At 72.3% G+C, this 17,187-nt stretch carries 17 protein-coding genes; 8 read left to right on the plus strand and 9 right to left on the minus strand.

All coding sequences use genetic code 11. The features are described from left to right. Window positions 1-4: 4 nt before the first annotated feature. The 3 genes from ahpF to prmC all read left to right on the plus strand — a co-directional run bounded on the left by ahpF (window position 5) and on the right by prmC (window position 3,072). The gene (gene ahpF / locus ABS41_RS12520) at window positions 5-1,597 is read left to right on the plus strand and encodes an alkyl hydroperoxide reductase subunit F (RefSeq protein ID WP_290594962.1); all 1,593 of its coding nucleotides are present in this window, start codon (window positions 5-7) and stop codon (window positions 1,595-1,597) included. 73 nt (window positions 1,598-1,670) lie between these two features. Next, entirely contained in the window at window positions 1,671-2,237 is a 567-nt protein-coding gene (locus ABS41_RS12525; protein WP_290594963.1) for a Pycsar system effector family protein, read from the plus strand. Window position 2,238: 1 nt separating this feature from the next. Beyond that, window positions 2,239-3,072, plus strand: coding sequence for a peptide chain release factor N(5)-glutamine methyltransferase (prmC, locus tag ABS41_RS12530; RefSeq protein ID WP_290594964.1), 834 nt, complete (start codon window positions 2,239-2,241; stop codon window positions 3,070-3,072). Between the two features lie 19 nt (window positions 3,073-3,091). Here prmC and dxs read toward each other — a convergent pair whose 3' ends face one another. From dxs to ABS41_RS12545, 3 genes are all read right to left on the minus strand, one after another. After that, window positions 3,092-4,993: a 1-deoxy-D-xylulose-5-phosphate synthase gene (dxs, locus tag ABS41_RS12535; RefSeq protein WP_290594965.1), complete on the minus strand. Its 1,902-nt coding sequence runs from the start codon at window positions 4,991-4,993 to the stop codon at window positions 3,092-3,094. A gap of 97 nt (window positions 4,994-5,090) precedes the next feature. Then, on the minus strand, window positions 5,091-6,125 hold the full coding sequence (locus ABS41_RS12540) for a hypothetical protein (protein ID WP_290594966.1): 1,035 nt from the start codon (window positions 6,123-6,125) through the stop codon (window positions 5,091-5,093). Between the two features lie 75 nt (window positions 6,126-6,200). Beyond that, on the minus strand, window positions 6,201-6,857 hold the full coding sequence (locus ABS41_RS12545) for an HNH endonuclease (protein WP_290594967.1): 657 nt from the start codon (window positions 6,855-6,857) through the stop codon (window positions 6,201-6,203). A gap of 96 nt (window positions 6,858-6,953) precedes the next feature. Between ABS41_RS12545 and pip the strand changes: the two genes are divergently transcribed. Next, window positions 6,954-7,895 (plus strand): prolyl aminopeptidase, encoded by a 942-nt coding sequence (pip, locus tag ABS41_RS12550; protein ID WP_290594968.1) that lies wholly within the window; start codon window positions 6,954-6,956, stop codon window positions 7,893-7,895. Between the two features lie 457 nt (window positions 7,896-8,352). On the opposite strand, the gene ABS41_RS12555 is transcribed toward pip, so the two are convergent. The 3 genes from ABS41_RS12555 to ABS41_RS12565 are packed head-to-tail and all read right to left on the minus strand — an operon-like array spanning window position 8,353 to window position 10,366. Next, entirely contained in the window at window positions 8,353-8,889 is a 537-nt protein-coding gene (locus tag ABS41_RS12555; RefSeq protein ID WP_290594969.1) for an NUDIX hydrolase, read from the minus strand. Between the two features lie 32 nt (window positions 8,890-8,921). Next, complete coding sequence (locus ABS41_RS12560) at window positions 8,922-9,803, minus strand: 5'-3' exonuclease H3TH domain-containing protein (RefSeq protein WP_343123838.1); 882 nt, start codon at window positions 9,801-9,803, stop codon at window positions 8,922-8,924. Continuing rightward, complete coding sequence (locus ABS41_RS12565) at window positions 9,800-10,366, minus strand: nitroreductase (protein WP_290594971.1); 567 nt, start codon at window positions 10,364-10,366, stop codon at window positions 9,800-9,802. The genes ABS41_RS12560 and ABS41_RS12565 overlap by 4 nt, the downstream gene beginning before the upstream one ends. A 132-nt stretch (window positions 10,367-10,498) precedes the next feature. Between ABS41_RS12565 and ABS41_RS12570 the strand changes: the two genes are divergently transcribed. Both ABS41_RS12570 and ABS41_RS12575 read left to right on the plus strand, forming a co-directional pair. Further along, a complete protein-coding gene (locus ABS41_RS12570) occupies window positions 10,499-12,781 on the plus strand; it encodes a DUF1631 family protein (RefSeq protein ID WP_290594972.1) in 2,283 nt (760 codons plus the stop codon). 66 nt (window positions 12,782-12,847) lie between these two features. Continuing rightward, entirely contained in the window at window positions 12,848-13,945 is a 1,098-nt protein-coding gene (locus tag ABS41_RS12575; protein ID WP_290594973.1) for an NAD(P) transhydrogenase subunit alpha, read from the plus strand. On the opposite strand, the gene ABS41_RS12580 is transcribed toward ABS41_RS12575, so the two are convergent. Genes ABS41_RS12580 through ABS41_RS12590 form a run of 3 tightly spaced genes read right to left on the minus strand, consistent with a single transcriptional unit; the run spans window position 13,946 to window position 15,368 of the window. Further along, complete coding sequence (locus ABS41_RS12580) at window positions 13,946-14,482, minus strand: DUF3106 domain-containing protein (RefSeq protein WP_290594974.1); 537 nt, start codon at window positions 14,480-14,482, stop codon at window positions 13,946-13,948. It lies immediately after the preceding gene. Then, a complete protein-coding gene (locus ABS41_RS12585; protein ID WP_290594975.1) occupies window positions 14,479-14,823 on the minus strand; it encodes a hypothetical protein in 345 nt (114 codons plus the stop codon). Before ABS41_RS12585 ends, ABS41_RS12580 begins: the two co-directional genes overlap by 4 nt. Further along, a complete protein-coding gene (locus ABS41_RS12590) occupies window positions 14,820-15,368 on the minus strand; it encodes an RNA polymerase sigma factor (RefSeq protein WP_290594976.1) in 549 nt (182 codons plus the stop codon). Before ABS41_RS12590 ends, ABS41_RS12585 begins: the two co-directional genes overlap by 4 nt. Window positions 15,369-15,506: 138 nt before the next feature. Between ABS41_RS12590 and ABS41_RS12595 the strand changes: the two genes are divergently transcribed. Beyond that, window positions 15,507-15,800: an NAD(P) transhydrogenase subunit alpha gene (locus ABS41_RS12595; protein WP_290594977.1), complete on the plus strand. Its 294-nt coding sequence runs from the start codon at window positions 15,507-15,509 to the stop codon at window positions 15,798-15,800. Next, window positions 15,797-17,185 (plus strand): NAD(P)(+) transhydrogenase (Re/Si-specific) subunit beta, encoded by a 1,389-nt coding sequence (locus ABS41_RS12600; protein WP_290594978.1) that lies wholly within the window; start codon window positions 15,797-15,799, stop codon window positions 17,183-17,185. The genes ABS41_RS12595 and ABS41_RS12600 overlap by 4 nt, the downstream gene beginning before the upstream one ends. Window positions 17,186-17,187: the final 2 nt, after the last annotated feature.

The following is a 17,187-nucleotide window of genomic DNA, read 5'->3' on the forward strand; positions in this document are numbered from 1 at the left end:
CCCCATGCTCGACGAGAACCTCAAGACCCAGCTGGCCGGCTACCTGCAGAAGCTGCAGCTGCCGATCGAACTGGTCGCCTCGCTCGACGACGGCGACAAGTCGGTCGAGCTGCGCGCCCTGCTGCAGGACATCGCCGCGCTGTCGGACAAGATCGCCCTGCGCCTGGACGGCACCGACGCGCGTCGCCCGTCCTTCGCGATCGTGCGCAGCGGCAGCGACGTCGCGGTGGGTTTCGCGGGTATCCCGATGGGCCACGAGTTCACCTCGCTGGTGCTGGCCCTGCTGCAGGTCGGCGGGCATCCGTCGAAGGAGTCGCAGGAACTGCTCGAACAAGTGGCCGCGCTCGAGGGTGAGTTCCACTTCGAAACCTACTTCTCGCTCTCGTGCCAGAACTGCCCGGACGTGGTGCAGGCCCTGAACCTGATGGCGGTGCTCAACCCGCGCATCCGCCACGTGGCCATCGACGGCGCGCTGTTCCAGGACGAGGTCGAGCGCCGCGAGGTGATGGCGGTGCCGACCGTGTTCCTCAACGGCCAGCCCTTCGAGTCGGGCCGCATGGACCTGGCGCAGATCGTCGCCAGGCTCGACACCGGCGCCGCCGCGCGCGAGGCGGCGAAGATCCGCGGCAAGCAGGCCTTCGACGTGCTGGTGGTGGGCGGTGGCCCGGCCGGCGCGGCCGCGGCGGTGTACGCCGCCCGCAAGGGCATCCGCACCGGCGTGGCGGCCGAGCGCTTCGGCGGGCAGGTGCTCGACACCCTGGGTATCGAGAACCTGATCTCGGTCGAGCACACCGAGGGCCCGAAGCTGGCCGCGGCGCTCGAGGCCAACGTGCGCGCCAACGGCGTGGACGTGATGAACCTGCAGCGCGCCGAGGCGCTGGTGCCGGCCGCCGAGCCGGGTGGCCTGGTGGAGGTGAAGCTCGCCGGCGGCGCCAGCCTGTTCTCGCGCAGCGTCATCCTCTCGCCGGGCGCACGCTGGCGGCAGATGGGCGTGCCCGGCGAGGACGCCTACCGCAACAAGGGCGTGGCCTACTGCCCGCACTGCGACGGCCCGCTGTTCAGGGGCAAGCGCGTGGCGGTGGTCGGCGGCGGCAACTCCGGCGTCGAGGCGGCCATCGACCTGGCCGGCATCGTCGCCCACGTCACCCTGGTGGAGTACGACGTGAAGCTGCGTGCCGACGAGGTCCTGCAGCGCAAGCTGCGCAGCCTGCCGAACGTGGACATCGTGCTCAACGCCCGGACGACCGAGGTGCTGGGCGACGGCCGCAAGGTGACCGGCCTGGTGCTGCGCGACCGCGCCAGCGACGCATCGCGGCAGCTGGAGCTCGAAGGCGTGTTCGTGCAGATCGGCCTGCTGCCCAACACCGAGTGGCTGCGCGACGTGGTCGAGCTCAGCGCCCGCGGCGAGATCGTCGTCGATGCCCACGGCCGCACCTCGGTGCCGGGCGTGTTCGCCGCCGGCGACGCCACCACCGTGCCCTACAAGCAGATCGTCATCGCCATGGGCGCCGGCGCCACCGCCAGCCTCGCGGCCTTCGACTACCTGATCCGGCACGCCGCCCCGGCCGGGTCCGCCGGCCTGGCCGAGGCCGCCTGAGCCCGGCATCCGCCGCGGGGTGGCTGCCCCGCGGCGGCGTTATCATGGCGCGGCCCCCCGGAGGAGCCGCGCCATGCCCCCTGTCCCGTCCGGCGACGCCGCCGACATCGACCGCCTGTTCGCGGCCATTCCCGAACGCAATACCGGCGACTGCCTGCTGCGCACCATGCAGCAGCACCACGTGCAGCTGTCGACCATGGCCGACACCAAGGCCAACATCATCATCACCATGTCGTCCATCGTGCTGACCCTGGTGCTGGGTCGGCTGGGCGACCCGGCGCTCAAGGCGGCCTCGCTCACCCTGGCCGCGTTCACGATGCTGGCGCTGCTGCTGGCGGTGCTGGCCGTGCTGCCCAAGTACCGGCCGCTCAAGCTCAGCGGCGAGGCGATCCCGCCGCAGTTCAACCTGATGTTCTTCGGCCACTTCGCCGAGCTGCCGCGCGAGCGATTCCTGGCCGAGATCGCCGGCGCGCTCAAGTCCGACGGTTCGGTGTACGAGACCATGGCGCGCGACACCTACGCGCTCGGTTACTACCTGGCGCACCACAAGTACCGCTACCTGCGCCTGAGCTACCTGTTCTTCCTCGGTGGCTTCGTCCTGGCCTGCCTGGTGCAGGGCTGGCAGCTGCTGGCGGCCTGAAGTGACGACCGTCGCCAATGCCCTGCGCGAGGGCGCCGCGCGCCTGCCCGGCGACGAGGCGCGGCTCGAGGCCGAGCTGCTGCTGGCGCATGCGCTCGACCAGCCGCGCAGCTGGTTCTACGCGCACAGCGGCGACGTGCTGGACGAGGCCGCGCTGCGCGCCTTCGACGCGCTGCTGCGGCGCCGCGCCGAAGGCGAGCCGGTGGCGCAGATCACCGGCGTGCGCGGCTTCTGGTCGCTCGAACTGGCGGTGACGCGCGATACGCTGATCCCGCGCCCGGAAACCGAACGGCTGGTGGAACTGGCGCTGGAACGCCTGCCGCGCGACGAGCCGGCGCAGGTGCTCGACCTGGGCACCGGCACCGGCGCCATCGCCCTGGCCATCGCCAGCGAGCGCCCGCTGGCCGACGTGACGGCGGTGGACGCCAGCCAGGCCGCGCTCGACGTGGCCCGCGCCAACGCCGCCGACGCCGGCCTGCCGCTGCGTGCGCTGCACGGCGACTGGTTCGCGCCGGTGGCGGGCGAGGTGTACCGGATGATCGTCTCCAACCCGCCCTACATCGCCGACGGTGACCCGCACCTGTCGCAGGGCGACCTGCGCTTCGAGCCGCGGTCGGCCCTGGCCTCGGGGCCCGATGGCCTGGACGCGCTGCGGGTGATCACCGCCGGCGCGCCGGCGCACCTGCTGCCCGGCGGCTGGCTGCTGCTCGAGCACGGGCTGGAGCAGGGCGCGGCGGTGCGCGCGCTGCTGCGCGCGGCGGGTTTCACGCGGGTGGAAACGGCGCGCGACCTCGAGCGCCGCGAGCGCATCAGCCTGGGGCAGTGGCCGGGCTGAGCCCGTCCACCCGGCGGGCTCAGCCGCTGGCGGCGCTGAGCGGCGACTTGGCCAGGCCCGGCCAGCGCGCCAGCACGGCGGCGCGGATGCCGGCGGCGTCGATGCCGGCCTCGGCCAGCAGCTGCTCGCGGCTGGCGTGCTCCTGCCAGTCGTCGGGCAGGCCCAGGTGCAGCATCGGCACGGCCTTGCCTTCGGCGGCGAGGAGCTCGGCCACGCCGCTGCCGGCGCCGCCCATCACCACGTTGTCCTCGATGGTCACCAGGCCCTCGTGCGTGGTGGCGAGTTCGAGCACGAGCGCGCGGTCGAGCGGTTTGACGAAGCGCATGTTCACCAGCGTCAGGCCGAGTTCGGCGGCGACCTTCTCCGCCGCCGGCACCACCGCGCCGAAGGCGAGCAGGGCCACGCCGGCGCCGCGCCGGCGCAGTTCGGCCTTGCCGATGGGCAGGGTGTCGAGCGTGGGCTGCACGGCCACGCCCGGGCCGGTGCCGCGCGGGTAACGCACGGCGGCCGGGCCGGCATGGCGGTAGCCGGTGCTGAGCATCTTGCGGCACTCGTCCTCGTCGGCCGGCGCCATCACCACCATGTCGGGCACGCAGCGCAGGAAACTCAGGTCGAAGCTGCCGGCGTGCGTGGCGCCGTCGGGGCCGACCACGCCGCCGCGGTCGATGGCGAAGAGCACGTCGAGCTTCTGCAGGGCCACGTCGTGGATGAGCTGGTCGTAGCCGCGCTGCAGGAAGCTCGAGTAGATGGCGACGACCGGCTTGGCGCCCTCGCAGGCCATGCCCGCGGCCAGCGTCACCGCGTGCTGCTCGGCGATGGCGGTGTCGAAGTAGCGCTGCGGGAATTCCTTGCTGAAGCGCACCAGGCCCGAGCCTTCGCGCATCGCCGGGGTGATGCCCAGCAGCAGCGGGTCGGCGGCGGCCATGTCGCACAGCCAGTCGCCGAAGACCTGGGTGTAGGTCGGCTTGGCCGGGCCGGCCTTCTTGACCACGCCGACGCTGGGGTCGAACGGACCCACCGCGTGGTACTCGATCTGGTCGCCCTCGGCCAGGTCGTAGCCCTTGCCCTTGGTGGTGATCACGTGCAGCAGCTGCGGGCCGCGCAGGCCCTTGAGCGTCTTGAGCGTGGCCAGCAGCGCCGGCACGTCGTGGCCGTCGATGGGGCCGGTGTAGTGGAAGCCCATCTCCTCGAACAGCGTGGACGGCACGAACATGCCCTTCCAGTGTTCCTCCCAGCGGCGCACGAACTTCGCGGCGGGCTTGTTCTTGTCGCCCAGCAGCTTCTTGCCGCCCTCGCGCAGGGCGTTGAGCGTCTTGCTGCCCGACAGGCGGCCGAGCATCTTGGTCAGGCCACCGACGTTCTCGGAAATCGACATCCGGTTGTCGTTGAGGATGACCAGCAGGTCGGGCTCCGGATCCATGCCGCCGGCGTGGTTGAGCGCCTCGTAGGCCATGCCGGCGGTCATCGCGCCGTCGCCGATGATGGCCACCACGCGGCGGTCCTCGCCGCGGGCGCGGGCGCCGATGGCCATGCCCAGCGCGGCCGAGATGGAGGTGGAGCTGTGGCCCACGCCGAAGGTGTCGTACTCGCTTTCCTCGCGCTTGGGGAAAGGCGCGACGCCGTCCTTCTGCTTGACGGTGTGGATGGTGTCGCGGCGGCCGGTGAGGATCTTGTGCGGGTAGCACTGGTGGCCGACGTCCCAGACCAGGCGGTCGTTGGGGGTGTCGTAGAGGTAGTGCAGGGCGACGGTCAGCTCGATCACGCCGAGGCCGGCGCCGAAATGGCCGCCGGACTGGCTGACGGCCTCGATCAGGTAGGCGCGCAGTTCGTCGGCGAACGCCGGCACCTCCGACTCGGGCAGCTCGCGCAGGTCGGCCGGGAGGGAAATACGGGAGAGGCGCGGGTAGCGCTGGGGATCCATCGTCTGTCTTGCTTGGGGGCAGACGTGGATTGTCCGGCACCCCGCCGGTGGGGGCAAGGCGAAACCCGGGACGCGGCGTGCGCGTCCCGGGGCGCGTTCAGCGCCGGAAGCGTCCCAGCAGGCCGCCGCCCTTGGCCGCTTCGGGCTCGCTGGGCGCGGTCTGCTCGGCCTCGGCGACGCCGGCGGCCAGGGCCGCGTTCACGTAATCGCAGACCTCGGGCAGCGGCACGCCGCTGAGCTCGGCGATCTCGGTGAGCAGGGCCGGGCCCTTCATCATCACCGTGGCGATGCGGAAGTGGCGCGGGAACTCGCGCTCGGTCTGCGGCCACTTGAGCAGCTTGTAGCGGTCGTTGAGGCCGTGGCCCGGGGCCAGCTGGCCACCGTGCCCCGCCAGGGCCAGCAGCCAGGCCAGGCGGCCGAGCGGATGGCTGCCGCCCAGCTCGGTGGCCAGGGCCGGCAGCCGGGCCGGGTCGACCGGCTCGAGATCGGATTCGCGGATGTCGGCGGTGGCATAGGGTGCCAGCGGCTTGAGCGCCTGGCCGGAAAGATAAACCTGGCCAGCCGGGTCGATCACCAGCGGCGGCGCACCCTCGACCTGCACCCGCACCGGGCCGGCGAGGGCGCCGGGGCGCAGGAAGTCGGCCAGGCGCGGATCGGTGGCCGGGGCCGGGGCGGCCGCGGGGGCCGGGGCGGCCGCGGGGGCCGGCTCGGGCTCGGGCTGCGGCGCCGCGGCGGGGGCCGGGGCCGCCACCGGTTCGGCAACCGGGGCCGGCGCCGCGGCGGGCGCGGCTTCGGCCGGTGCCTCGGGCGCCGGTGCCGGCGCGGCCGGGGTGGCGGCCTCGATGTCGGCCAGCAGGCGCGCGATGCCGGCACTGGTGACCGGGCGGTCGAGGCGGTAGTCGGTGTCCACGCGGCCGCCGGCGGTGAGCGCGACCACGACCTTGCCGTTGCTCAGGGCCTTCATCAGGCTCATCTGGCCGTACATCGAGTCCATGTCCACCACCACCACGGCGGCCTCGCTCTCGCTGGCCAGCTGCCAGCGGTTGCCGGCGTTGGCTTCGCGGAAGGCAGCTTCCACCTGGCCCTGCTCGTCTCGCGACAGGCCAGCAAAACAAATGCTGTGGATCGTCATCTGGTCGTTGTCCCCTGGTCACGCCGGCCATTGCGGCGTGAAGGCCGGCAGTGTCCTAGCTGCGGCGGGGCGGCGTCAAATGAACCCGGCGGGGCGACGCGGGTGGCGGGGCAGGTGGCTTTTGAGGAAGGCCATCTGGTCGGCCAGGATGTTGCGGTTCGAGAGGATCAGGTGCTCGACCCAGCTGGGCCGGTAGGGCACCGCCAGCAGCGGCATGCCGGCCTGCTGCGGGGTGCGGCCACCCTTGCGCGAATTGCAGTGGAAGCAGGCGCAGACGACGTTCTCCCACACGTCGCGGCCGCCGCGCGAGACCGGCACCACGTGGTCGCGGGTGAGGGCGTGGCGGTTGAACTCGTTGCCGCAGTACAGGCACAGGTTGCCGTCGCGGGCGAACAGGGCGGTGTTGGTGAGCGCCGGCGACGGGTCGATCGCCTTGGCGTGGGCGTGGCTGCGGCCGGCGACGATGGGGTGCAGTTCCAGCACGCTTTGCCTGCCGGTGGCGCGGTTGGTGCCGCCGTGCACCACCAGGCAGGGGTCGCCGAGCGTCCACGCCACCGCGCCGCGCACGTACAGGCACGCCGCGTCCTGCCAGTGCATCCAGTCGAGGATGCGCCCGTGGGCGTCGAGGGTGAGGACGCGGGGCACGCCCGCTTCGAGGGGTGACGGTGCCCGTGCCGGGTGGATCGTGCTCCCGGCGCCCACCAGACTCAATCGGGTCGGCGGTGTTCCCATCAAGGCCGAGCATACGCCTGTTGCATGACAGTTCAAGCACCCGGCGGCGCCGGCGCGCGGGCTAGAATCGGCGTCCCCCTTCACGCCGAGGCGAGCATGCGCGAGCTCTACCCCGAGATCGAACCCTTCGACAGCGGTTTCCTGCCGGTCGACGGACGCCACCGCCTCTACTACGAGCAGTGCGGCAACCCGGACGGCAAGCCGGTGGTGATGCTGCACGGCGGCCCGGGCGGCGGCTGCGGGGCGCGCATGCGCCGCTTCCACGACCCGAAGGCCTACCGGATCATCCTGTTCGACCAGCGCGGCGCCGGCCGCTCGACACCGCACGCCGACCTGGTGGACAACACCACCTGGGACCTGGTCGCCGACATCGAGAAGCTGCGCCGGCACCTGGGCATCGAGCGCTGGCAGGTGTTCGGCGGCAGCTGGGGTTCGACGCTGGCGCTGGCCTACGCGCAGGCGCACCCGGGGCAGGTGAGCGAGCTGGTGCTGCGCGGGATCTTCATGCTGCGCCGCTGGGAGCTGGAGTGGTTCTACCAGGAGGGGGCCTCGCGGCTGTTCCCGGACGCCTGGCAGCACTTCCTCGAGCCGATCCCGCTGGTCGAGCGCCACGACCTGATGAGCGCCTACCACCGGCGCCTGACCTCGGAGCACGAGGCCACGCGCCTGGCGGCGGCGCGCGCCTGGTCGGTGTGGGAGGCGGCGACGAGCTTCCTGCGCCAGGACCCGGACTTCATGCACAGCCACGAGGACCCGGCCTTCGCCCTGGCCTTCGCGCGCATCGAGTGCCACTACTTCGTCAACGGCGGCTTCTTCGACGTCGACGACCAGCTGCTGCGCGACGCGCACCGCCTCAAGGGCATCCCGGGCGTGATCGCCCATGGCCGCTACGACGTGGTCTGCCCGCTGCAGAACGCCTGGGACCTCAAGCAGGCCTGGCCCGAGGCGAAGCTGGAGATCGGCCCCACCTCCGGCCACTCCGCCTTCGAACCCGAACTCGTCGACATCCTCGTCCGCGCCACCGACGGCTTCCGCTGACCCACGCGCTCCTGCCTGACCCTGCGTGGCCGCGTAGGAGCGCCTTCAGGCGCGAATCTCTTGCTTTCGGGCTTGTTCTCGCCGGGATCGTTCCCGGCGAAGGTCCGCCGTACGCGCAGAGGTTTGCCGGGGACGCCGTGAATACGTCCATGTAGGCTTTTCGAAAACGTCCATGTTTTCGAAACCCCGGCAACGCGAAGGTTCTGGGCCGGGGGATCGATTTCAGGGTCGCCAGCCCGGCCCTGATACCTCGCAGGGTCGTCGCACGAGACGTCCCCAGGCCGGACCGTCGGAGACAGGGATGTCGACGACGAGCCTACATGGACGTACTTGCGGCGTGTCCGGCCTGGGGACGTCTCGTGCGGCGGCCCGTTGCAGGGAGCGATCCCGGCGCCCAAGATCCAAAGGCAAGAGATTCGCGCCTGAAGGCGCTCCTACCGGGGCAGGAGCGCGAGGGTCAGGCGGGGGTGCCGTCGGGGTTGCGGTCGAGGAGCCAGAGGCCGGCCCAGAGCTTGGGGTCCATGGCGTAGCCGGCGGCCATTTTCGCGGCCAGCCAGCGCGGGGCGTCGGCGACCGGCACTTCGTGGACGGTGATGTCCTCGGTTTCGTCGCCGCCGCCGGCGTGCACGCGGGTCAGGCCGCGGGCGCGCACGAAGGCCACCTGCTCGTTGCTCATGCCCGAACTCGACGGCCCCACCATCAGCACCTTCACTTCGGAAGCAAGCCAGCCCGTTTCCTCGAGCAGCTCGCGGCGCGCGGCCTCTTCCATCGTGTCGTTGGCGTCGAGGTCACCGACCAGGCCGGCCGGCATCTCGATCGTGTTCGCGCCCATCGGGATGCGGTACTGCTCGACGAACAGCAGCTTCTGCTCCGGCGTCACCGCGACCACGATCACCGCGCTGCCGGCGTTGGTCCGCTCGGCATATTCCCAGTGCCCGCGCCGGACCAGCCGCAGGTACTCGCCTTCGCACATCAGTTCTTTTTCGTCGGCCATGCGCGAATCCTAGCCCGGCCGCCGGGCGCGCGTCAGGCCGACTGCAGGCGGCGGCGGGTGAGCGGCCCGAAGCGCAGCTGCTCGCACAGCGCCTCGAGCGCGGCCGCGTCGGGCGCGCGGCGTTCGGCCAGGCCGAGGTCGTCGGGCAGGGGCGCGCCGGTGTCGATGGTGGCCAGCCGGCGCGAAAGCAGGGCGATCTCGCGATGCTCGCGCAGGCGGGCGGCGTGCTGGGCGCTGCCACGCAGGCGCAGGTAGGGCACCTCGTCGAGGCGCTCGTAGATGTCGTCCAGGGCGCCGAAGTGGCCCAGCAGCGTGGCGGCGGTCTTGGGGCCGATGCCCGGCACCCCGGGGATGTTGTCGATGGCGTCGCCGGTCAGGCCCAGGTAGTCGGCGATCTGGTGTGCATGCACGCCGTAGCGGGCCTTGACGCCGTCGGCGCCCCAGCGCTCGTTGCGGGCGTAGTCCCACTGCTCGTCGCCCTCGCGCAGCAGCTGCGAGAGGTCCTTGTCGGCCGAGATCACCAGCCCGGCATGGCCGGCCCCGCGCACCCGCGCCAGCGTGGCGCCGATGAGGTCGTCGGCTTCGTAGCGGCCGTCGGCCAGCACCGCCAGGCCCAGGGCCCGGCACAGGGCCTGGCAGTGTCCGAACTGGCGCTTGAGCTCTTCGGGCGCGGGATCGCGGTTGGCCTTGTAGGCCGGGTAGAGCTCGTTGCGGAAGTTCGAGTCGAGCGATTCGTCGAAGGCCACAGCGATGCGCGCGGGCTTCTGCCTCTCGAGCAGGTCGAGCAGGAAGCGCGCGAAGCCCTGCACCGCGTTCACCGGCCAGCCGTCGGCGTCCTGGAACTCGTCGGGCAGGGAGTGCCAGGCCCGGAAGATGTACAGGCTGGCGTCGACCAGGTGGACCGGGCCGCTCACGGCGTCCACTCGGACAGCAGCGCCGCCGGGTCGGGGCGCTGGCGCTCGGGTGCCGCCTCGGCCGGGGTGCCGATGTGGATGAAGCCCAGCACCGACTCGTTGTCGGCCAAGCCCAGATGCCGGCAGACCACCGGGTCGTAGGCGGCCCAGCCGGTGAGCCACTGGGCGCCGAAGCCCAGCGCCTGCGCCGCCTGCAGCAGCGCGAAGCAGACCGCGCCGCCCGACAGCAGCTGCTCGGACACCGGCACCTTGTGGCCTGGCGTCGTGTGGGCGATGACGGTGATGATCAGGGGCGCGTGAAGGAAACGCTGGCGGTCCTTCTCGACCCCCGACTCGGCGGCGGACGGGTCGCGCTCCCGGCTGCGCCTGGCCAGCGCTTCGCCCAGGGCCTGCCGCGCATCGCCACGGATGGCCAGGAAGCGCCAGGGCGCCAGCTTGCCGTGGTCGGGCACGCGCACGGCTTCGGCCAGCATGGCCTGCAGCTGGGCGGCGTCGGGGCCGGGCTCGCCCAGCAGTCGGGAGGGAACGGAGCGGCGCTGCCGCAGGAATCGCAGGTCGTTCATCCCCGCAAGCCTACCATCCGTCCGGCACGGCCCCCCTGCGCGAATTCTGAGGAAGGGGTCACAGTTATCTGTGGCACGATTGCCGACAATCCTCCCCAAAGCGCGTAACCCCCCGGCGTGCCGAGGTATCCAATGAGCGACCCCCGCAATCCAGGCCCCGATCGTCCCGCCCCGCCGCCGGTGCGCGACCTCGTGGCCGGCATGCGCCGGCGCAGCACCGAGCACCTGCAGGCCGTGCTGGCCCGCGTGTTCGCCCGTGCAGACGACTGGCTGTTCGACCTGGCCAAGAAGGACGGCGTGCCCGACGGCTCGCCCTATCTGTTCGCCATGCGCGCGCTGCGCACCTCGCGCGCGCCCATCGAGCGCGGCTTCCGCGAGTACCTCGACAAGGCCTTCGGTGGGCTCGAGTCGCGCGCCGCGCCGGCGCCGGCTTCCGGGGCCGCCGAGTCCGGTGGCCTCGAGCTGAGCCTGCTGCCGGAGTCCGAACTCGAGCAGCAGCTGGCCACCAACCTCACCGCCGAGGCCATCACCCGCATCCACGGCCACCAGCTCGACGAGCTGGCCGGCCGCCTGGCCCGCATGGCCGGCGTGGCCAAGCTCGAGCCCGACGCCAATCCGCTCAGCGCGCTGTCGCTGGCCGGCGCCATCGGCGCCGCGCACCAGGGCGTGGAGCTGCCCGACGACGTGCGCATGGTGCTGTTCAAGTACTACGAGCGCGAGCTGATCCACGACCTGCGCGACCTGCTCACCGACCTCAACGGCCGCCTCGAGGCCGCCGGCTTCCGCGCCGACGTGGCCGCCAAGCCGGCGCCGCGCCAGGCCGCCCCCGCCCCGGACATGGTCGCGCCGCCGACGGCCGACGGTTATGCCCCGGCCGCGTCCGCCTACCACCCCTCGGGAGAATCCGGCGGCGACGGCGGTGGCGCGGGTGGTGGCGCCGAAGATCGCGCGGTGTTCGAAGCCCTGCGCCAGCTGCTGCACGCCTGGCGCCCGGCCCAGCAGGTCGGCGGCGCCGCCGGTGGCCGCCAGACCGGGCGCGGTGGCCAGCGCCCGCTGCAGTCGAACGAAATGATGTCGCTGCTCTCGCTGATGCAGTCGAACGTGCCTGATTCGGTGAACGAGGCGCTCGACCGCCCCGAGGTGTCGCTGGCGGCGCTGCTCAAGAACGAGCTGCTGCGCGGCGCCAGCCGCATCGGCCTGCCGCCCGAGCAGGTCAGCATCAGCCAGGACGACGAGGACGCGGTCGACCTGGTGGGCATGCTGTTCGACGTGATGTTCGACGAGCGCGACTTCGAACAGTCCGCCCGCACCATGATTTCCCGCCTGGTGGTGCCGTTCGTGAAGGCCGCGGTGATGGACCGTCGCCTGTTCCTCTACAAGACCCACCCGGCGCGGCGCCTGCTCAACTCGCTGGCCGAGGCCGTCGAAGGCAACCGCGGCGAAGGCCCGCAGGAGCGCGAGCTGCTGCAGAAGGCCGAGAGCACCGTCGATCGCCTGATCGCCGAGTTCAACGAAGACCTCGCCATCTTCGAGACGCTCGAGCAGGAGCTGCGCCAGTTCCTCGAGCAGCACCGCCGTCGCGTCGAGCTGGCCGAGCGCCGCGCCGCCGAGGCCCAGCGCGGCCAGGAGCGCCTCGAACAGGCCCGCGACCTCGCCAGGCTCGAGCTCGAGCAGCGCACCCGCGGCCTCGACCCGACGCCGGCCATGCGCGATTTCCTCGAGCGCTGCTGGACCCACCATCTTTCGATGATCGCCCTGCGCGAAGGCCCGGAGAGCGGCTCGTGGCAGACCGCGCTGCGGGTGGCCGACCGCCTGCTGGCGCTGCTGCCCAAGGACGGCGACCCGGTGGAATCGATCGAGCCGGGCCTCAAGGCCCTGCGCGAGCCGCTGGAAGCCGTGCTTGCCAGCTCCGGCATCATCGGCGAGGCCGCGTCGGACACCATCCGCGGCCTGGGCGAGAGCCTCGAGCGCCGCGCCCGCGGCCAGGCCCAGGCCCCGGTGGCCGCGCCGGCCGTCGACGCGGAAGACGACAAGGTGGTGCAGCTGCCCGACCGCCGCTCGCCGATGCAGGCGGCCCTGGCCGACCTCAAGCCGCGCCTGGAAGTGGTCGACGGCAAGAAGAAGCTCGACGTCAGCGACAGCGACGTCGAGCAGATGCGCCAGCTCAAGGTCGGCACCTGGATCCACATCGCCGGCGAGGATGGCAAGCACCATCCGGTCAAGCTCTCGTGGGTCAGCCCGATTTCCTCGCGCCTGATGTTCGTCAACCGCCGCGGCGTGCGCGTGCTGGTGGCCTCGGTCGAGGAGCTGGCGGCCATGAAGCAGGAAGGCAACCTGCTGGTGCGCGAGCAGGAGCAGGTCTTCGACCAGGTCCTGCACCGCGTGATGGGCAAGCTGCGCGAAGACCTGGGCTGAGGCCCCTGCCGCGGCCGCGGCGCTTTACGGTAGCATCCCCGGCATACCTGCTGGGGAGTGGCGTGCATGGCGGCCTGCATCGTTTGCATCCGTGAGACCTCGCCGGGCGAGCGGCGCGTGGCGCTGACGCCCGAAACGGCGAAAAAACTCGCCGGCCTCGGTGCACGGGTGTTGCTCGAGCGCGGCGCCGGCGCCAGCGCCTTCTTCCCCGACGAGGCCTATGCCGGCGTCGAGTTCACCGACGACGCGGACGCGGCGCTGGCCCAGGCCGACGTGCTGGCCTGCGTGCAGCCGCCCTCGAACGATCGGCTTCGCAAGCTCAAGCCCGGCGCCGTCGTCATCGGCCTGCTGGCCCCGCACGCCGACCCGGCGCGGGTGCAGGCCTTCGTCGACGGCCGGCTCACTGCCTTCCCGCTGGAGAAGCTGCCGCGCACCACGCGTGCGCAGGCCATGGACGTGCTCAGCTCGCAGGCCGGCATGGCCGGCTACAAGGCGGTGCTGCTGGCCGCGCAGCTGGCGCCGCGCTATTTCCCCATGCTCACCACCGCCGCCGGCACCATCCGCCCCTCGAAGGTGCTGGTGGTCGGCGCCGGCGTCGCCGGCCTGCAGGCCATCGCCACCGCGCGCCGGCTGGGCGCGCAGGTCGAGGGCTTCGACGTGCGCCCGGAAACGCGCGAGCAGATCGAATCACTCGGCGGCAAGTTCCTCGACCTCGGCGTCAGCGCCGCGGGCGAGGGCGGTTATGCGCGCGAGCTCAGCGCCGAGGAGCGCGCCGAGCAGCAGCGGCGCCTGGGCGAGCACCTGCGTGGCGTGGACGTTGTGGTCACCACCGCGGCCGTGCCGGGACGGCCGGCGCCGCGCATCCTCACCGCCGCGATGGTCTCTGGCATGAAGCCGGGCAGCGTGGTGGTGGACCTGGCCGCCGAAACCGGCGGCAACTGCGAGCTCACGCGCCCGGGTGAAACGCACGAGCAGGGTGGCGTCACCTTCGCCGGCCCGCTCGGCCTGGCCAGCCAGGGTGCGCTGCACGCCAGCGAGATGTACGCGCGCAACGTGTTCAACTTCCTGGCGCTGTCGGTCAGGGACGGCGCGCTGGCGCTGGACTGGGACGACGAACTGATCGCCCGCACCTGCCTGGCCCACGACGGCCAGCGCCGCGACTGATCAATCGGCCTCGGCGCCGGCCTGCGCCGGCTGCGGCACCAGGCCGGGGCCGCCGGCCTCGAGCCAGGCGCGGCGTTGCTCGGGGCTGAGCGCCCGCCACTTCGCGAACAACTCCCGGCGTTCGGCTTCGGGCAGCGCGCGCATGGCGCGCATCGACTCGCGCATGGTCTCGCGCAGCTCCGGCGGCAGGTCGCGGTAATTGCGCATGCCCTCGCGGATGCGCTCGCGCTGCTCGGGCGTCATCGCCTCCCAGCGCGCGCGCCGCTCGGCGCGCTCGAGCGCCATCACCCGCTGCGAGGCGGGCAGGGTGTCCCAGCGCTCGCGCAGGCGCTCGACGGATTTTTGCTGCGCCGGCGTGAGCTGGTCCCAGGTCGGCACGCTGACGCCCTCGGGCACCACCACCGGGCCGTGCGCGGGCGCGCCGTGGTGGCGACCACCGCGGTCGCCGTGGTCGCCGCGCCGGTCCTGGCCGGCGTGGGCCAGCGCCGGCAGCGCAAGCAGCAGGCACAGGGCCAGGGCGAGCCGCCTCGCGTTCATCGCGGGCCTCCCGGCGCCGCCACCGGCGCCTCGGCCAGCCAGGCGTAAAGCTCGGCGTCCTCGGCAACCACCAATGCGTCGATGTCCTCGACCGCCAGCGCCTCCGGCGCGGCCGTCGACGGCCCGGGGCCGGCGGGCAGCCACCAGGCCAGGCCCAGGGCCAGCACCGCGGCGGCGAAGGCCCCGGCGGGCACGCCCCAGGCCGGGCGTTTCGCGGCGCGGCCCTGCAGCGCGGCCTCGCGGGCGCGGCGCAGGCGGAAGGCCATGCCCTGGTCGAGTCGTTCGCTGGCGCGTTCGAACAGCGCGCGCGGCGTGTCGTGGTCGTTGTCGGGGCGGCTCATCGCCAGTCCTCCAGGTGTTTGCGCAGGGCGGCCATCGCCCGCGACAGGTGGGTTTTCACGGAACCTTCCGAGCAGCCCATCGCAGCCGCCGTGGAGGCCACGTCGAGGCCCTGCAGCTCGCGCAGCAGGTAGGCCTCGCGCTGGCGGCGGGGCAGCGCGCGCACGGCGCGGCCCAGGGCCAGCCAGGCGGCGCCGTCGGCATGCCGGCGGGCGGGGTCTTCGTTGGGGTCGGGCAGCATCTCCAGCGGATCCTCGCGCGCGTCCTCGGCCCGGCCCAGCACCGCCATCACCCGGCGGCGCACGGCGTTGCGGCGGTGCCGGTCGGTGAGCTGGCGGCGCAGGATCGACCAGAACAGCGGCGGCCATTCCGAGGCCGGCCGGTCGCGGTAGCCGACCAGGCGGATCATCGCCTCCTGCACCACGTCGAGCGCGTCCTCCCGGTGCCCCAGCGCCAGCTCGGCCACGCGCAAGCCGCGGCGCTCCACCGAGGCCAGGAAGGCCTCGAGGCTGGCGGGCGCGGCGTCGGGGGCGGCGTCGAAGGGCATCACGGGCGGGCGGCGGGGCCGGTCATGACGGTTTATAACGCATCGCCCCGCCGGGGGTTGACCGCCGCGGGCGGCCACTGGCCGGCATTCAAGCTGCGGTTATGATGCCGGCAAGGCGCTATCGCCCGGGGAGGGGACATGGACGGCTTCGTCGCGCTCTACATCTTCATGCTGGCGGCTTTCACCGGCTACGAGATCATCGGCCGGGTGCCGGTGATCCTGCACACGCCGCTGATGTCGGGTTCGAACTTCGTGCACGGCATCGTGCTGGTGGGCGCGATGGTGGTGCTGGGCCATGCCGACACGACGGCGGAAAAAGTGGTGGGCTTCCTGGCGGTGCTGATGGGCGCGGGCAACGCCGCCGGCGGCTACGTGGTCACCGAGCGCATGCTCGAGATGTTCAAGTCGAGCAAGAAGGGGGGCGGCGCATGAGCTGGCTGCCGGTGCTGGTGAAGGCCAGCTACTTCGCCGCCGCGCTGCTGTTCATCCTCGGCATCAAGCGCATGGCCTCGCCGGTGACGGCGCGCAGCGGCATCCAGTGGGCCGGCGTGGGCATGCTGCTGGCCACGGTGGCCACGTTCTTCACGCCCGGCCTGCACAACCTGCCGCTGATCGTCGCCGCGCTGGTGCTGGGCACCGCCGTGGCCTGGTGGTCGGGCAAGCGCGTGGCCATGACCGACATGCCGCAGATGGTGGCCCTGTACAACGGCCTGGGCGGTGGTTCGGCGGCGGCGATCGGCGCGGTCGAACTGCTGCGATTTTCCGCAGCCGGCATCGCGCCCTCGCAGACGGCGCTGGTGCTGGCGGTGCTGGGCGCGCTGATCGGCTCGATCGCGCTCACGGGCTCGATCATCGCCTGGGCCAAGCTCGACGGCCGGCTCGACCGGCGCTTCACTTTCCCGGGCCAGCAGGCCTTCAACGCGCTGGTTTTCCTGGTGGCGGTGGGCCTGGGCGTGCTCACGGTCTACGGCCTGCAGCAGCCGGTGATCATCGGCTTCTTCGTCGCGGCGCTGGCGGTGGGCATCCTGATGACGCTGCCCATCGGCGGCGCCGACATGCCGGTGGTGATTTCGCTCTACAACGCGCTCACCGGCCTGGCGGTGGCCTTCGAGGGCTACGTGCTGCAGAACGAGGCGCTGATCATCGCCGGCATGGTGGTCGGCGCGGCCGGCACCATGCTCACCCAGCTGATGGCCAAGGCCATGAACCGCTCGATCGCCAGCGTGCTCTTCGGCAGCTTCGGCGCCGGCGGCGAGGCCAAGGAGATCACCGGCGCACAAAAACCCATCGAGGCCGGCGACGTGGCGGCGATGATGGCCTACGCCGAGCGCGTGGTCATCGTGCCCGGCTACGGCATGGCCGTGGCCCAGGCCCAGCACAAGGTCTGGGAGCTGACCCAGGCCCTGCTCAAGCGCGGCGTGAAGGTGAAGTTCGCCATCCACCCGGTGGCGGGCCGCATGCCCGGCCACATGAACGTGCTGCTGGCCGAGGCGGGCGTGCCCTACGACCTGATCGCCGACATGGACGACATCAACCCCGAGTTCCCGACCACCGACGTCTCGCTGGTGATCGGCGCCAACGACGTGGTCAACCCGGTGGCCAAGACCGACCCGGCCTCGCCGATCTACGGCATGCCCATCCTCGACGTGGCCGACTCGAAGAACACCATCGTCATCAAGCGCGGCAAGGGCACGGGCTTCGCCGGCATCGAGAACGCGCTCTTCTATGCCGACAACACCCGCATGCTCTACGGCGACGGCGCGGCGGCGGTGGCCCAGCTGGTGTCCGAGCTCAAGGCCATCGACGGCGGGCACTGAGC

This window comes from Arenimonas sp. SCN 70-307 (assembly GCF_001724815.1).
GTDB lineage: Bacteria > Pseudomonadota > Gammaproteobacteria > Xanthomonadales > Xanthomonadaceae > Arenimonas.